Annotated in this window: 11 protein-coding genes, 1 tRNA gene, 1 pseudogene and 1 riboswitch; of the genes and pseudogenes, 5 read left to right on the top strand and 8 right to left on the bottom strand. The window is 62.4% G+C overall.

The window, feature by feature from the left end; all coding sequences use genetic code 11:
* Positions 1-175: 175 nt before the first annotated feature.
* The 4 genes from H0485_RS07350 to ampC all read right to left on the bottom strand — a co-directional run bounded on the left by H0485_RS07350 (position 176) and on the right by ampC (position 4,854).
* Complete coding sequence (locus tag H0485_RS07350) at positions 176-1,249, bottom strand: FAD-binding oxidoreductase (RefSeq protein WP_226934715.1); 1,074 nt, start codon at positions 1,247-1,249, stop codon at positions 176-178.
* Positions 1,250-1,252: 3 nt separating this feature from the next.
* On the bottom strand, positions 1,253-2,491 hold the full coding sequence (locus tag H0485_RS07345) for an aromatic ring-hydroxylating oxygenase subunit alpha (protein WP_226934798.1): 1,239 nt from the start codon (positions 2,489-2,491) through the stop codon (positions 1,253-1,255).
* Positions 2,492-2,617: 126 nt separating this feature from the next.
* Positions 2,618-2,817: riboswitch (cobalamin riboswitch) on the bottom strand.
* Between the two features lie 362 nt (positions 2,818-3,179).
* Positions 3,180-3,419, bottom strand: coding sequence for a hypothetical protein (locus H0485_RS07340; protein WP_226934714.1), 240 nt, complete (start codon positions 3,417-3,419; stop codon positions 3,180-3,182).
* 301 nt (positions 3,420-3,720) lie between these two features.
* The gene (gene ampC, locus H0485_RS07335) at positions 3,721-4,854 is read right to left on the bottom strand and encodes a class C beta-lactamase (RefSeq protein WP_226934713.1); all 1,134 of its coding nucleotides are present in this window, start codon (positions 4,852-4,854) and stop codon (positions 3,721-3,723) included.
* A 176-nt stretch (positions 4,855-5,030) separates the two neighbouring features.
* On the opposite strand from ampC, the gene H0485_RS07330 reads away from it, so the two are divergent.
* A complete protein-coding gene (locus H0485_RS07330) occupies positions 5,031-5,909 on the top strand; it encodes a LysR family transcriptional regulator (protein WP_226934712.1) in 879 nt (292 codons plus the stop codon).
* 375 nt (positions 5,910-6,284) lie between these two features.
* Here H0485_RS07330 and H0485_RS07325 read toward each other — a convergent pair whose 3' ends face one another.
* Both H0485_RS07325 and H0485_RS07320 read right to left on the bottom strand, forming a co-directional pair.
* Complete coding sequence (locus tag H0485_RS07325) at positions 6,285-7,580, bottom strand: serine hydrolase domain-containing protein (RefSeq protein WP_226934711.1); 1,296 nt, start codon at positions 7,578-7,580, stop codon at positions 6,285-6,287.
* Between the two features lie 308 nt (positions 7,581-7,888).
* Positions 7,889-8,101: pseudogene (locus H0485_RS07320) on the bottom strand (integrase core domain-containing protein); the annotation flags it as partial.
* Between the two features lie 55 nt (positions 8,102-8,156).
* On the opposite strand from H0485_RS07320, the gene H0485_RS07315 reads away from it, so the two are divergent.
* On the top strand, positions 8,157-8,534 hold the full coding sequence (locus H0485_RS07315) for a DUF6950 family protein (RefSeq protein ID WP_226934710.1): 378 nt from the start codon (positions 8,157-8,159) through the stop codon (positions 8,532-8,534).
* Between the two features lie 169 nt (positions 8,535-8,703).
* Here H0485_RS07315 and H0485_RS07310 read toward each other — a convergent pair.
* Both H0485_RS07310 and H0485_RS07305 read right to left on the bottom strand, forming a co-directional pair.
* Positions 8,704-8,777, bottom strand: a tRNA-Gly gene (locus H0485_RS07310).
* 192 nt (positions 8,778-8,969) lie between these two features.
* The gene (locus H0485_RS07305; protein ID WP_226934709.1) at positions 8,970-11,009 is read right to left on the bottom strand and encodes an ASKHA domain-containing protein; all 2,040 of its coding nucleotides are present in this window, start codon (positions 11,007-11,009) and stop codon (positions 8,970-8,972) included.
* Between the two features lie 276 nt (positions 11,010-11,285).
* On the opposite strand from H0485_RS07305, the gene H0485_RS07300 reads away from it, so the two are divergent.
* The 3 genes from H0485_RS07300 (at position 11,286) to cysS (ending at position 16,000) form a co-directional block, all read left to right on the top strand.
* Entirely contained in the window at positions 11,286-13,097 is a 1,812-nt protein-coding gene (locus H0485_RS07300; RefSeq protein WP_226934708.1) for an ABC-F family ATP-binding cassette domain-containing protein, read from the top strand.
* Positions 13,098-13,613: 516 nt separating this feature from the next.
* Positions 13,614-14,231, top strand: coding sequence for an outer membrane protein (locus H0485_RS07295; protein ID WP_226934707.1), 618 nt, complete (start codon positions 13,614-13,616; stop codon positions 14,229-14,231).
* A gap of 311 nt (positions 14,232-14,542) precedes the next feature.
* Positions 14,543-16,000: a cysteine--tRNA ligase gene (gene cysS, locus H0485_RS07290; protein ID WP_226934706.1), complete on the top strand. Its 1,458-nt coding sequence runs from the start codon at positions 14,543-14,545 to the stop codon at positions 15,998-16,000.
* Positions 16,001-16,108: the final 108 nt, after the last annotated feature.

The following is a 16,108-nucleotide window of genomic DNA, read 5'->3' as shown; positions in this document are numbered from 1 at the left end:
CCGCCCGGGCGATCTGTGGCGCCCTCGCCTGCGGAGCGCGGATCTGGCCCCCGGACCGAAGCAGCAGTGAGGGGCCAGTAAGACGGGGGGCGGCTGACAGGGCGGCACGCGGGCCGGGCGGTACGCGGGCCGGGCCGGGTAAAGATCCCGGCCCGCGCGCGCGTGCCCCTAGGCCTCAGACCTCGAGCTCTACCAGGCCGCGCGGGTTCGAGCAGCAGGCGAGGATCCAGCCTTCGGCAATATCCTCATCGCTGATGCCGCCATTATGCACCATATGCACCTCGCCCGCGGTCTTGCGCACTTTACAGGTGCCACAAAGGCCAAAGGTACAGCCCGAGGGAATGTTCAGCCCGGCGCGTTTGGCCACGGCCAGCACGGTATCGGTCTCCTGGCAGGTAGCACTCACCCCCGAAGCGGTGAAACGGATGCTGGCCCCGGTCTGCTCATCAGGCGTGATATCATGGATCACCGGCGCCTCAGCCTCGGAGCTGACCGGCGCGCCAAAGCTTTCCTGATGATAGCGCGCCATGTCAAAGCCGAGGCTCATCAGCATGTCGCGCACATTCTGCATGAAAGGCTCGGGGCCGCAGCAGAACACCTCGCGTTCAAGATAATCGGGGGCCATCAGCCCCAGCATGATCTGGCTGAGCCTTCCCTGATAGCCATGCCAGCTTTGCCAGGGATCGGCCTCCTCGACCGTAAAGCGCAGTTTCAGCCCCGGCACGCGATCGGCAAACTGCTCCAGCCGCTTGGCCTGGATGATTTCCGAGGGGCGGCGCGCGGCATGGACGAAGGTGATATCCGGCATCTCGCCGCTATCCCAGGCCCAGGTGGTCATCGACATCATCGGGGTGATGCCGGAACCGGCTGAAATAAAAAGGTATTTCTGTGCCGGATGGCGCAGGAAGCTGAAAATCCCGGCCGGTCCCCAGGCCTGGAGCCGCATGCCGGGTTTCAGATGGTCAAGCATCCAGCGCGTGCCCTGCGACTCGCGCTGCGCCTTGACCGTGACCGAGATCGACAGGGGCCGCGAGGGGCTGGAGCTGATCGTATAGGTGCGCTGCAGATTGCCGTCGGGCAGCGGCAGATCGAGGGTGACAAACTGCCCGGGCTGATAGTCGAACCAGGCCCCTGAGGGGGCCCGGAAGGTGAAAGTGGCGCAATCCGGGCCTTCCGGCACCACCATTGCACATTCAAGCTTTTCGCGGTCCTGCCAGGGGGCACCGGCCCAGTTCTGCGGCTTCGTCATGGCTCACTCCGCCGCCAGTGCCGGTGCCGGGATCAGCCGCCCGCGCATCACCCCGAGATACCAGTCGATGAACTGAATGACGCCCTCTTCCTGGCGAACCGAATAGGGGCCGGGCTCATAGGCGGGGGAGAGGATGCCTTTCTGGTTTTCCTCAACCACCCGGCGATCCTCATCATTGGTGGCCAGCCAGACCTCGGTCAGGGTCTTCAGATCGTAATCCACCCCCTCAACCGCATCTTTATGCACCAGCCAGCTGGTGGTGACCTCGGTCTCGGTCGGGCTGAGCGGCAGCACCCGGAAGGTGATGGCATGATCGGGCAGGAAATGGTTCCAGCTGTTCGGATAGTGATACATCAGCAGGCTGCCGGCATCGCGGAAGGGGATGGTGCCCATCGGCTTTGCCACCGCGGCCCTGGTGCTCATGGTGAAGCTTTCGGCATGATTCATCAGCGGGATCCGCGCGAGACGCCACTGATAATCTTCGGAGCGGATGAAGCGCGAGGGCAGGCCGGCTGCCTCGCAGCGCTGCCAATGGGCGAGGATCTCGCTGTTGGCGCTGTCGGGCCCCTCCATCGAGGTCATATCCGGATTGTCGGAATAGGTGCGGCAGAGCGAGGGATGCGCGCCGCCGCAATGATAGCATTCGCGGTTATTCTCGATCACCAGCTTCCAGTTGCCCTTTTCGACTATGGTCGACTGGAAGGCGATTTTTGCATCCTGCAGACCCGAGGCGGCAAGATAGCTTGCGGCGGTGCGGGCCAGATCTGCCAGCGGCGGCGGTACATCGGCGAGGCAGATATAGACCACCCCGCCAAGATCGGCACAATGCACCTTCTTCAGCCCGTAATCGGCGGGGTTAAAATCCTCGCCCATATCGCGGGCATAGATCAGCCTGCCCTCAAGGTCATAGGTCCACTGATGATAGGGGCAGACGAGGTTGGGCGTCGATCCGCTGGCTTTGGGGCAGAGCCGCTGACCGCGATGGCGGCAGACATTGTGGAAGGCGCGCAGCCGCATATCCTTGCCGCGGATCACCACCACCGGACAGGCGCCGACCTGAAGTGTGACATAGGCGCCGGGCCTGCTCAGCTCGCAGGAGGGGGCGGCAAACAGCCATTCGCGGTAAAAGATCTGATCGAGATCCGCCTGCCAGACCCCGGGATCACAATAGAGTTCGCGTGTCAGGGCAAAGCCTGGCCGCTGATGGTTAAGCTGCTGCTGAATTTCACTCTGGCTGAGCATCTTTCCTCGCTCGCCCGGCGTCCCCGCACGGGTCATGTTGAGTGCCGGTCAGGCGGGAATGAGCGGGGAGCGCCGCGGCGCAGAGTTGCGCCCCGGCATCAGCCCGTTCCTCCGCCCTCCGCGGCACGGCGTTTCGGTTGCAGGGCTGGTTTCCGGGCTGTGAAAGCGGGTCCGGGACCCTGACGCAACGCCTTCCCATGGGCCGGGTGCCCGCAGTGGCTGCTGTTGCGCCTGTCTTTCATCACCGTTGCGGGGGCAGCGCCGGTTTCCCACCGGCTTCCCAATTCTCCACCGTTTCCGGCGGCACCATGCCTCGGCAGAACAACACTTTTCTGTTCGTTCTGAGAAGCTGTTAGCGACCTTCGGAACGCTGTTTGGGACCTGGGCGGCAGCGGAGCGAAAGCCGGGCGCGGGGCGGAGCGGTAAAAATGCTCTGCTGTCATAATTCCGGCCAGCCGGTGCTGCCTGATGACAGGGCGGGCCCGGACCGCAGTGCTGCACGAAGCTGCGCAGGGCCGGGTAACAGATCAGCGCTTTGTCCCGGCCTGGCGCTCACAGCCTGTGCGGATGGCGGAGGCGAAACGGGGGGCCTCCCGGTCAGGCGGGGGGCAGCGGCTTTGTAAAATATTGCAGGCGCCCGCTTGTGGCGGGCGCCTGGTGCAGATCAGGGCTGATCCTGGTTTCCGGCTCAGCGACCCGAAGAAGTGTCAACCGGGCCATTCGGGGCTTTGGTCACAGTGAGGATATCGGCTGCAGTCAGATTGCGCTGATGAAGTTCTTTGGCGCTGAGCACAGTGCCGGCAGAAACTTCGATTTTTTCACCATAGGCGGCCGGAACAGGGGCATCGCGCAGGGGCGAGGCGATGGTTGCGAAACTGCCCGAAGCCAGAACAGCGGTGGCAGCAGCAAGGGTGATGAGGGTTTTCATTTTCAGGTTCCTGTCATGGGATGATGCGGGATTGCATCCTGTGACCGGGAGATAGGCCTATTTAATTTTGAACATAAGGCCGAATTTTGCACGGTAATGGTGCGAAAATGCGATGCATCCGACCGATGCTGCTGCTGCACCGAAACGGCGCAATGCCGGTCAGCTTGCAAAATCCCGACAGCTGACGCTCTGACTGGCCCCGGCCATATCTGCATCAGGCAAAAACGCCCCAGGCGAGGCTGATCCTTCCGGAGGGTGGCTCCCCCCCCCCCGGAGGAAAGGCAGGGGAGCCACGGCTTGCTTACGGCGCGGCTGCGCTGAGAATTGCGGTGATCAGCTGCAGCGTCGCAGCGGCGCGCACCGGATTGGGGTAGTTGCGGTTGGCAAGCACCACCACACCGATCTGCTCGGAGGGGATCATGGCCAGATAAGAGCCAAAGCCATTGGTTGCCCCGGTTTTGTTGAGAAAGACCGCCCCGTCGAGAGCCTCCTGGGCATGACGGGTCAGCGGCTGCGGCTGCATCGCCATTTCGGTGGCATTCCCGGCCTCGAGCTGCGCAGTGGTGACCGGCCAGTCATAGCCTTCCCAGATCATCGCCTGAGCATAATGCGCGGTATCATATTCTGATACCCGGGTCCGGGCCAGTGCTGCGGTCAGGTCTTTCTCCAGGCGGAGGTTACCAAGGTGAGCATCAAGAAAGCGCGTCATATCGGCGATGCTCGATTTGATGCCATAGGCCTCGCTGTCAAGCATGCCCGGGGAGACCCGGATCGCGCTGTTGTCACCGCGCGCATAGCCATAGGCATAATGGGCCATCGCCGCGTCAGGAACGGTGACATAGGTGTTTTTCAGGCCGAGGGCGGGGAACAGCCCGGTTTCAACGGCCCTTTCATAGCTGCTGCCGAATTTCTCTCCCACGATAAGGCCAAGCAGGCCGATACTGACATTGGAATAGGAGCGGAAGGCGGTCGGATCGACACCGGGCCGCCATTGCGCAAGATAGGCCATAAGCGCCGGGGTATCGGTGATATCGCCCGGGACCTGCAAAGGCAGAGTGCCGGTCGCATGTGCCGCAAGATCGGCCAGGGTGATCTGATCAAAGGCGGCTCCGGCCAGTTCGGGCAGCGATTTTGCCACCGGATCATGCAGACTGAGCAGCCCCTTTTGCTCGGCCAGCGCCGCGAGCGCCGCGCTGAACAATTTGCTGTTCGAGCCAAGCTCAAACAGCGTGTCCTGATCGACCGCCACAGCGGCTTTGCGATCGGCCAGCCCCTGGGTGAAGAAATACTGCTCGCCGCTGAGCGTCAGGCCAATGGCAATGCCGGGAATGTCATAGGTCTCAATGACCGGACCAAAAACATCCTCGCTGATCTGCTGAAACTGCCGTTCAGTAAGGCCCCCGGCAGAGGCCGGGGCAGCCAGAATGAGGGTCATTAAGCTGAGTGTTCTGATGCTGAGCATAGGGTTTCGTGCCTGATTAAGGGCCCTGCGATGTTATTTCTCGCCTGAGCCATAAGGTGGTATTCAGGATGAACGCGCTAACTCAGCCCGGTTGGCGCTTCAAACCATAAATTCTTGACGCTCCGTTTAGAAAAATTAATAGGTACGATATGGATCGTCCGAATATCCCGCTCAATGCACTCCGAGCATTCGAGGCTGCCGCCCGACATCTTACCCTGTCGAAAGCGGCGGTAGAGCTTTGCGTCACCCAGGCCGCACTCAGCCAGCACATCCGTAATCTTGAGGAACGGCTGGGGGTTGCCCTCTTCCGGCGCGTGCCGCGCGGGCTGGTGCTGACCGAAGAGGGGGCGGCGCTTGCGCCGGTTCTGACCACGGCCCTCGACCGGATCGGCGATACGCTCGACAGGTTTTCTGAGGGGCGCTACCACGAAGCGCTGCATCTGGGCGTGGTCGGCACTTTTGCAACCGGATGGCTGATCCCGCGCCTGGCCGGCTTTGAGAGGGCCCATCCCGAGGTCGACCTGCGGATCTTCGCCAATAACAACCGGGTGAGCATCCCGGGCGAGGGGCTGGATCTCGCCATCCGGTTCGGGGACGGAAGCTGGCCGGGCCTGGAGGCCAGCAAGATCATGGAGGCGCCCCTGACGCCAATGTGCAGTCCGGCCATCGCCCGGGAGCTTCACTCGCCTGCAGAGCTGGGGCGTCAGCGGCTGCTGCGGTCCTATCGCGCTGCCGAATGGGAGCGCTGGTTTGCGGGCCTTGGGCTGCTCTGCCCGGCTTTGCGCGGCCCGATGCTCGACAGCTCGGTCGCCCTTGCGGATATGGCCTCTCAGGGGCATGGTATCGCCTTGTTGCCGCGCGCCCTGTTCTGCGAGCGGGTCAGCAGCGGCCACCTCGTGCAGCCCTTCGCACATGCGGTGGATGCGGGAAGTTACTGGCTGACACGTGTGCCGTCGCGACCCGAGACTGCAGGAATGCGAAGTTTCAGAGAATGGCTGCAGGCCTCGATGCGGGCCAGTGAGTGCTGACAGATATTTGCCGCAGAGCAGTTCACCGCAGCAGCCGTCCCGGCTGCAGGGGCGGGCAACCACCAGGATGCGCTCAGGGCGAAACCCTCAGCCGCACAGGATGAGGGCCTTCTGGCGGGGCATAGCCGCCAGGCGCATGGCATTCAGGCGCATGGCAGCCAGGATAAGCCATTGTGCCGGATAAAGATTGTGCCGCTCAGCCCCGGGGATCATCAGCGCGGGGGCCGCCCTGACATATTGGATAGAAAGGGCATAAGCTGCCCGTTCCGGCCTTTGTCTGCCAGAACCGATGGCGCATCAGAAAAGCTCGCCGGATCGCGCTTCACGCCTGTGAAAAGCCCCGCCATCACCGGATTCTGATTTCCGCTGCGATTGCTACCGCGTCATCAGATAATCGGCGACGGCCTGGAAGGCTGGCAATGAGGTCGGGTCTATCAGTGCATTTTTTGCCTCGGGAAAAGAGGCAAAGCGAACAATCACCATCCTGGCCGCAGGATCGACATATATGGTCTGGCCATGCACGCCCCTTGCGGCGAAGGCTCCGTTTTTGTTGTGAAATACCCACCACTGGCTGGTGTAGCTTCCCTCCGGAATGGCGGGATAGCCAGAGAATTTTGTGCGATCGCCGCCGGCGCGGATATGCTCAGTCACCTCGGCAGGGAAGAGCCTTTCGCCGTTAATCACCCCCTCATCCAGCATCAGCTGTCCGATGCGCCCGAGATCGCGCAACCCGAGGCTCAGGCCACCACCGGCAAAAGCTACGCCCTTGCCATCGACGGTCTGATAGGCATCCTGCTCTGCCCCCATACGCCGCCACAGCCTTTCTGATGCCAGATCGGTGACCGATTTTCCCGAAACGCGGCTGATGATCCAGCCAAGCATATCTGAATTTGCGGTTTTATAATGGAAGGCTTCGCCGTGCTTTCCTTCGGGCTGAACCAGTTTGAGATAGTCCCAGTATCCGTCAGGCCCGGTATAGCCCTCAGGTTTGGGAAGCGGGCTGGCCGCCGCAGCATAGCGCCAGATATCGGCGTCCGGATCGGCATAATCCTCAGAAAACCGGATGCCTGTCGTCATATCCATCACCTGACGCACCGTTGCATCGGCAAAGGCGCTGTCACCGATTTCAGGGATAATGTCGCGCACCAGCAGGGAGTCGTCGAGCTGCCCCTCGGCAATCAGGATCTGCGCCAGAAGTCCGGTCACGGATTTGGTCATCGACATGGCGGCGTGTTTGCCATCCGCCTCGAGGCAGCCGAAATAGCGCTCATAGACCTGCTGTCCCTCATGCAGGATCAGGATACCATCGGTGTAATTGGCAAAGAGCGAGGCCTCCCAGGTCATGGGCGCGGTGCCTCCGATCGGGGTGAACTGCAGCGCATCAATTGCCCTGGCGGTTTCTTCGGCCTCGGCGGCGGGCAGGGCGGCCAGCGCAACCGGAGCACCCAGCCCGCGGCTGATCCCGGCCGTCGGCAGAAACTGTCGCAGATGACAGACCGACCAGCGCAGTTTCGGGAAGCTGAAATAGACACTGTCGGGCTGAGTGATGATTTTGTCAGGAGCAGGAGGGAAGCCCTGCATCCAGCCCATCAGCCGCGGATCAGATTCCCCGGCCGTCAGCCGCTCCCCCTGGGCCTGGGCTAAACCCGGGGCACAGAGCGCCAAGCACATCACAGTAATTCTGAAGGCTGATGACAGCATGAACGAATCCTCCGGCGCAGAGAGCTGTGATTTGAAAGATGAAACGCCGGATCGCCTTTCAGGGCAAGGAATGTCCGGGGCGGGAGGGACGCAGAGAAAAAGACAGGCAGCGGCCAGGGGAGCTGCGAGTGACCTGCCGCCTCGGGGCCCGGAACGGATGGCGCCGAAAAAGCGGTCTGTTTCAAAGTCGTGGCACTTTCTGCTCTACGCCTCGACGATGAGCCGTGCTTTGAGCAAATCAATTTTGGCGCGATGACCTGCCCCCGGTCGTCCCTCGTTCATAACGAGAGTCCTTGGGGTTGATAGTGGCCGGTTTCGGGTTGGACAAGCGCGCCGGGCGCGGAGCCCTCAGATTGCTCAAGCGTCCGGCGCGCTTCAGCCGGGGTCTTGTTGCCCTGCGAGGAATGCGGTCTGACGTTGTTGTAGCAGTAGCGTCAGAGGGATAGTTTGCGCCGGGCCTCAACAAGGCTGTCGAAGATCTCTTCGTTCAGGCAAGCGCCTGATCCTGGCCACCTCGCGCGCCGAAAAGACGCTCTGGCCCGCGCCATGACACCAGAAAAAGTGCTGAAGGCCGTGGATGCGGCTATGTCGTGGCCCTTTGAATGGGGGCCTTACGATTGTTGCTCTGCTGCCTGCAACGCCTTTGAGGCTCTGCATGGCTTCGACCCGATGGGGTCGGTGCGCGCGCAATATACAGGCATGCGCGGCGCGGCCTCGTTGATCCGGGAAAGCAGCGGGCTGCCTGCGCTGGCACAGAGCCTTGCCGAGTGTGCTGGCCTGATTGAGGGGCGCGCCACCGGTGGCCCGGCTTTATCGAACGATCATCGCTCGCTCCTGATCTGCATCACCCCGGGCCTCTGGGCCGGGAAAACCGAAACCGGCTTTGCGGTCCTGCGCGAAGCGGCGAAAGGCTGGCATGCGTAAACTTCTGCTCATCACCACCGCGCTTTGAGCTGCTGCCATTTGCCTGACGGGGAGCGTCCTGCATACTTCAAAACAAGCCTCATGTATACTTCGTGTGTCCCTGGGCGTGTACCGGAACGACACCAAAAGCCCAATAAGCATTGATTTTATTGATGGTATTTGGGGAAATTGGAGCGGGTGAAGGGAATCGAACCCTCGTATTCAGCTTGGGAAGCTGCTGCTCTGCCATTGAGCTACACCCGCATCTGGGTTCTCAGCTAAGCGATGCGGCGGCGGGGGTCAAGGGTGAAGCCGCTGGTGTCCATGGGTTTTTTATCCGGCGGCACGGGAATTCACATTTGATCCCGGGCCGCCTGCAGCGCAGTCTCAGTCTCAGTCTCAGTCTCAGTCTCAGTCTCAGTCTCAGTCTCAGTCTCAGTCTCAGTCACGGCGGCCTCAGCCGCGGCGGCGGCGGCGGGGGGTGTCGCTGCCCGAGCCGCCGGTGTTGAAGGAGACATCGGGCAGGGTGACGATTTTCGCCAGTTCGGGGAAGGGCTCAGCCGCATTGGGAATGGCGCTGGCATTGACGAAATGCTCCTGGAAGCGCGGCTCAATGGCGGTTTCGACCTTGTGGATCTGATGCACCGTGGCCTCGATCTGATCGCGGGCGGCGCGGTTCAGCAGCGCGATCCTTGCCCCGGTGCCGGCGGCATTGCCGGCCGAGGTGACATGATCGAGCGGCACATCCGGGATCATACCCAGCACCATCGCGTGTTTGGCGGAAATATGCGCGCCAAAGGCCCCGGCAAGCGTGACACGATCGACCTTTTCGACCCCCATTTCATCCATCAGCAGCCTTGCCCCGGCATAGAGCGCCGATTTCGCCAGCTGAATGGCGCGGATATCGCCCTGGGTCACGGTGATGCGCGGCCCGCCGGTCTGGCTGGCATCATGGATCAGATATGAGAAGGTGCGGCCCCGCGGCTCGCAGCGCGGCGTGCCGGTCTGCTCGGGCCCGCCGATCAGACCGCTGGCATCGACCAGACCCGCCATGCGCATCTCGGCCACCGCCTCGATAATGCCCGAGCCGCAGATGCCGGTAATGCCTGTCTGTTCAATACCTTCGGCAAAGCCTGGCTCATCCGACCAGGCCTCGACCCCGATCACCCTGAAGCGCGGCTCTTTGCTGAGCGGGTCGATCTCGATGCGCTCAATCGCGCCGGGGGCGGCCCGCTGGCCCGAGGAAATCTGCGCGCCCTCAAAGGCCGGGCCGGTGGGCGAGGAACAGGCCAGCACGCGCTTTTCATTGCCGAGCAGGATCTCGGCATTGGTGCCGACATCGACGATCAGCACCATGTCTTTCGACTTGCCGGGCTCTTCGGACAAAGCCACCGCCGCCGCATCGGCGCCGACATGGCCGGCGATGCAGGGCAGGATATAGACCCGGGCATTGTGGTTCATCGCCACAAGATCAAGATCGCGGGCATTCAGCGACAGACTGTCCGAGGTGGCCAGCGCGAAGGGGGCCTGGCCCAGCTCGACCGGATCAATGCCAAGGAAGAGGTGATGCATGACCGGGTTGAAGACGATCACCAGCTCATAGATCTGCGCCGCGCTGATCCCGGCCTCACCGGCAATGGTCAGCACCAGGCTGTTGATGGCCTCACGCACCGCCCTGGTCATTTCGCGATCACCACCAGGGTTCATCATCGCATAGGAGACCCGGCTCATCAGATCCTCGCCAAAGCGGATCTGCGGGTTCATCAGGCCCGAGGAGGCCAGCACCCGGCCGCTGGTCAGATCGCACAGATGCCCGGCGATGGTGGTCGAGCCGAGGTCGATGGCAAGGCCGTAAAGCGGCGTCTCGGTATAGCCGGGGAAAATATCAAGAATACTGTGTGCGGCATCGTGATTGCCCTTGTTCAGCACCACAGTGGCCTGCCATTCGCCCTTGCGCAGCACGGTCTGCAGCTTTGAGAGGATGGTCAGATCAGCCTCAGCCGTTTCGATCTGCCATTGCTCCTGCAAAGCGCGTCTGACGCGCTCAAAATCCCCGGTGGGGATATGCATATCGGGCTGTTCGACCTCGATGAAACAGCTGCGGGTGGCCGGATCCATGGCAATCTCGCGCTCGGTCGCGGATTTGCGGATCACCTGCTTATGCACCTGGCTTTCGGGCGGCACATCGATCACCACATCGCCCATGACTTTGGCCTGACAGCCCAGGCGGCGGCCCTCGGCAAGGCCGCGGACGCGGTTATAGCGCTCCTCGACCGCATTCCATTCGGAAAGCGCGCCGGGTTCGACCGTCACGCCATGTTTGGGAAATTCACCATAGCCCGGGGTGATCTGGCATTTGGAACAGATGCCGCGGCCACCGCAAACGGAATCGAGATCCACCCCGAGGCTGCGGGCCGCCTGCAGAACCGGCGTGCCGAGCGCGAAGCGCGCGCGTTTGCCCGAGGGGGTGAAAATGACGAGGGCGTCTTCAGACATAGGTTCTACTCCGGCAGGCGGTCGCGCGCGGTTCAGCTTTACCCGAGGCAATGCGGCGCGCGAGGGCGGGAAGCGTCAGGCTGAGGCCGGTTTGCGGCGCGCGACAGTGCCATTGCCAGGGCGGAGGGTCAGGGCGAAGGGCGGGGCGCGGGCCAGAGCGGGGCCCGGGGCGGGGGCAGCGGATCAGACTGCGGGCGCGCATTTTTATCACGAGGCTTTGCCCTCTCGCGGCTGCATGGCGTTGACGGCGGCGCGGGGCTCGCATAGCGGAGGGCCATGGCACGCGCACCGCTTTTACAGCTTTCGGGGATTTCGCTGACTTTCGGCGGCAATCCGGTTTTTGATGATCTCTCGCTTACGGTTCAGCCCGGCGACAGGGTTGCTCTCGTGGGCCGCAATGGCTCGGGCAAGTCCACGCTGATGAAGGTGATGGCCGGCAGCGTCGAGGCCGATAAGGGCCAGGTGGTGATCCCCGCCGGGGTCTCTGTCGGCTATATGGAGCAGGAGCCGGACCTTTCGGGCTTTGAGACACTGGGCGATTTCGCCGTCTCGGGCCTGCCGGAGGATGAGGCCTATAAGATTTACGTCGTGGCCGAGGGGCTGAAGCTCAATCCCGAGACCCCGATCGCCACCGCCTCCGGTGGGGAACGTCGCCGTGCGGCCCTTGCAAAACTGCTGGCCGAGGCGCCCGAGCTGATGCTGCTCGACGAGCCGACCAACCATCTCGATATCGAAGCCATTGAATGGCTTGAGAATGAGCTGAAAGAAACCCGCGCGGCTTTCGTGCTGATCAGCCATGACCGCGCCTTCCTCAAGGCGCTGACCCGGGCCACGCTCTGGATTGATCGCGGCGAGGTGCGCCGGCGTGAATCCGGTTTCGACGGTTTCGAGGAATGGCGCGAAACCCTCTGGGCGGAAGAGGATCTCGCGCGGCATAAGCTTGACCGCAAGATCAAGGCCGAGGCCCGCTGGGCGGTCGAGGGCATCTCGGCGCGGCGCAAGCGCAACCAGGGTCGGGTGCGGGCTTTGCAGGATCTGCGCGCCGAACGCGCCTCGCAGATCCGTCGCCAGGGCACGGCGGCGATGGAATTTGAAAGCGGTCCGGTCTCGGGCAAAAGGGTGTTTGAGGCCGAGGGTCTGACCAAAATTTTCGACGATAAGATCATCGTGCAGGATTTCGACCTGCGCGTGCTGCGCGGCGACCGGGTGGCCTTTGTCGGCCCGAATGGCGTGGGCAAAACCACTTTGCTGAAACTGCTGACCGGTGAGATTGCCCCGGATGCTGGCACGGTAAAGCTGGGCACCAATCTGGAAGTGGCGGTATTCGACCAGAGCCGCGCCCGGCTCGATCCGGAAGCCTCGCTCTGGGAGAACCTGACCGGCGATCCGCTGATGGCGGTCTCGGGGGCGTCAGATCAGATCATGGTGCGGGGCAATCCCAAACATGTGGTCGGCTATCTGAAGGAGTTTCTCTTTGATGAGGCCCAGGCCCGCGCCCCGGTGAAATCGCTTTCGGGCGGCGAAAAGGCCCGGCTCTTGCTGGCCAAGCTGATGGCCTTGCCGGCAAACCTGCTGATCCTCGACGAGCCGACCAACGACCTTGATGTCGAGACGCTGGATCTGCTGCAGGATATTCTGGGCGAATTTGATGGCACTGTGCTGCTGGTCAGCCATGACCGTGACTTTATCGACCGCGTCGCCACCACCACGGTGGCGATGGAGGGCCAGGGCCGGGTCACCGCCTATCCGGGTGGCTGGTCGGATTATGTGGCGCAGCGGCCCGAACGGGGGAACGGCAAGGCGGCGGTGAAAGCGGTGAAGGCAGCAGAAGCCGTCAGACCGCCCGAACCTGCCAAAGCCCAGGGCCTGTCTTTCACCGAGAAAAAGCGCTTTGACGAGCTGCCCGAGGTGATCGCGAAATTTGAGGCCGAGATTGCCAAGCTGAGCGAGCTGCTCGGCCAGGAGGGTCTGTTCGAGCGCGAGCCGGTCAAATTCCGCAAGGCCAGCGAGATGCTGGCGCAGCGCCAGGACGCGATGGCGGCGGCTGAGGAAGAGTGGATGGAGCTGGCCGGGAAAGCCGAAGGCTGATCCCGGCCCCGGGTTTCCTGTCCCCGGTTTCCGATCCTGATTTCCGGCCTCTGATTTCCGGCCCCTGGCTCCGGATCCCGGCGCGTGACCCCGCTTTCCGGCTTCCGGTCTTCGGACCGTTGTCTCCCGCTCTTCCCGGCCCGGGTATCGGGGCCGGCTTGCCCCAGTCACTCCCTGGTGTAGGCGGGCACATCCTGGTTAGGCGGGAGATTGCCGGAAAACAGGCCTGGCCCGGCCAGTTCTGGCCGGAATGCAGCGCGGCGGCGCCAGTCTGACGCACGAAGGCTCAAATCGGCGTGAACCTGGCTTGCATGGTTCAACCATAAGGATCATTTCCTCTCTGCGGCGCGGGAAAGATGGTGGCTTTGTCCGATGCCCGGATGATGCGGTCCTCCAGGGTCATGGCATCCGGGGCAGGGTCAAAGCCGGTCTTTCCCCATGGAAACGGAGTGCAAGCAGGCAGAAGCCTGCCATCCGTCTTCTGTGCAGTGCCGTGGAACGTAGGAGTGTTTAAAGATGAAAAAAGCAGCTGTTTTCCTGGCAGCCTCTGCTGCCCTCGCTGCCCCGGCTTTCGCTGGCGGCCCGACCGTTGTTGTCGATGAGCCGGTTGTGATCGCTCCGGCCCCGGTGCCGGTGGTCGCGCCCAAAGGCAACTGGGAAGGCTTCTATGCCGGTGCCAGCCTTGGCTATGGCTCGTTTGACGGCGAGACCGCCGCCACCGGCGCTACGGCCCTTGATGCAGATGGCGCGATTGCCGGTGTTCAGGGCGGCTACCGCTGGGATCTGGGCAATACCGTCCTCGGTATCGAAGCCGCATTCTCGGGCTCGGACATCAAAGATGATGCGCTCGATGGCAAGCTGAAGAGCAAAACCGATCTGAAAGCTCAGCTCGGCTATGATCTCGGCACTTCGCTGATCTATGCGACCGCCGGTGCCTCCTGGGCCAAGGCCGATATCGGTGGTGTCAGCCATTCGGGCGACGGCTGGGTTGCCGGTCTCGGCTATGATTATGCCGTGAACGATGCCTGGACCGTGGGTGCCGAATATCTCTACCACAAATACGACGATTTCGACTCGACCGGGGTTGATGTCGACGGCAATACCCTCTCGATCCGCGCGAATTATCGCTTCTGATCACTGGCCCCGGGGCTCTCAGTCCCCCGGGAGTAATCCGGCCCATGACCCTGGGCAGATGCCCTGGCGGAGCTGCGGATAAGTCCGTAACCGCCGCCAGGGCGCAGGGCGCAGAGCCCAAACCTCCCGGAGAGCCCGGGTCAGCGCCGCCCCGAATGGGCGGCGCTGGTCGTTTGAGCCGCCGCCAGCACTGCGCCGGGATTGCCCATAGCCCCGGATTGCGGCATTACCCGCCCGATCAGGGTCGCGCAGGCTCAGTTTCTCCTAAGGAGGCGGGCGGCGCGAGGGGCATTCAGCGCATGAGGACCAGCATGGTGACGATCCGGCTGACAAACAGCAAAACCCGCCGCAAGGAGGTTTTTGCGCCGATTAATCCTGCGAATGTCCGGATGTATGTCTGTGGCCCGACCGTCTATGATCGCGCCCATATTGGCAATGCCCGGCCGGTGGTGGTGTTCGACACGCTGTTTCGGCTGTTGCGCCATGTCTACGGGGCGGAGGCGGTGACCTATGCCCGCAATTTCACCGATGTGGATGACAAGATCAACGCCCGCGCGGCCGAGAGTGGCCGCCCGATCCGCGAGATCACCGATGAGACTATCGGCTGGTATCATCAGGATATGGATGCGCTTGGCGCTTTGCGCCCGACCCATGAGCCGCGCGCCACCGAATATATCGGCGCGATGATCGCGATGATCGAAAAGCTGATTGCTGATGGCCATGCCTATGCGGTCGAGGGCCATGCTTTGTTCCGGGTGCGCAGCTATAAGGATTATGGCGCGCTTTCGGGCCGCTCGGTCGATGATATGATCGCGGGCGCGAGGGTAGAGGTCGCGCCTTTCAAAGAAGACCCGATGGATTTCGTGCTCTGGAAGCCCTCAGGTGCCGCGACCCCGGGCTGGGACAGCCCATGGGGTTACGGTCGGCCGGGCTGGCATATCGAATGCTCGGCCATGGCCTATGAGCTGCTTGGCGCAAGCTTTGACATCCATGGCGGCGGCCTCGATCTCCAGTTCCCCCATCATGAGAATGAGATCGCCCAGAGCTGCTGCGCCCATCCCGGGGCCGGTTTCGCGAAGATCTGGATGCATAATGAAATGCTGCAGGTCGAGGGCAGGAAAATGTCCAAGAGCCTTGGCAATTTCTTCACCGTCCGCGACCTGCTGAACCAGGGCTACCCGGGCGAGGTGATCCGTATGGTCTATCTCGGCACCCATTACCGCAAGCCGATGGACTGGACGGCTGAGAAGGCGCGTCAGGCCGAGATGACTTTGCGGAAGGCTGCTGAAGTGCTCAACAGTGACCCTTTCTCGGAACTTTCGTTCAGCTGGGCACATGCCAAAGCCCCGACAGAAGTCGTGGAGGCACTTGCGAATGATCTGAACACCTCCCTGGCCCTGACCCATGTGAACAGATATATTAAAGAGAACGATATATATTCTCTGGTGGGCTCGCTCTCCCTGCTTGGTCTCAGGCCACAAGTGATCCGGGATGAGTTTGCATCATTCTCCCTGACTGCAGATGACCGTGGCGTGAGCGTCAGTACCCGGGCTGCTGAAACTAACGCGTTGGCAGACCGCTTGCCCGCTTTGCGCGAACGGTTCGAGGCACTCCGTGCCGAAGCCATGGCCTCGAAAGATTTCGCCCCGGTCGATGCGCTGAAAACGGCGCTGATCGCGGCAGGGGTTGAGGTGCGGATGTCGAAGGCAGGGGTTGAGCTGGTGCCGGGCGCTGGCTTTGACGCCGCGAAGCTGGAGGCATTACTCTGATGGCACTGGCAGGCAGCGGTGGGCTTTCTGCCCCCCCATACCAGCGGTTTCCCGAACCGATGGCGAACCCACTGGTATACCCCCGAGGATATTTACAGACAGATGAAA

The organism is Pseudogemmobacter faecipullorum, from assembly GCF_020539525.1.
Classification (GTDB): Bacteria; Pseudomonadota; Alphaproteobacteria; order Rhodobacterales; family Rhodobacteraceae; genus Pseudogemmobacter; species Pseudogemmobacter faecipullorum.
This window is presented reverse-complemented; position numbering and strand designations above follow the sequence as displayed.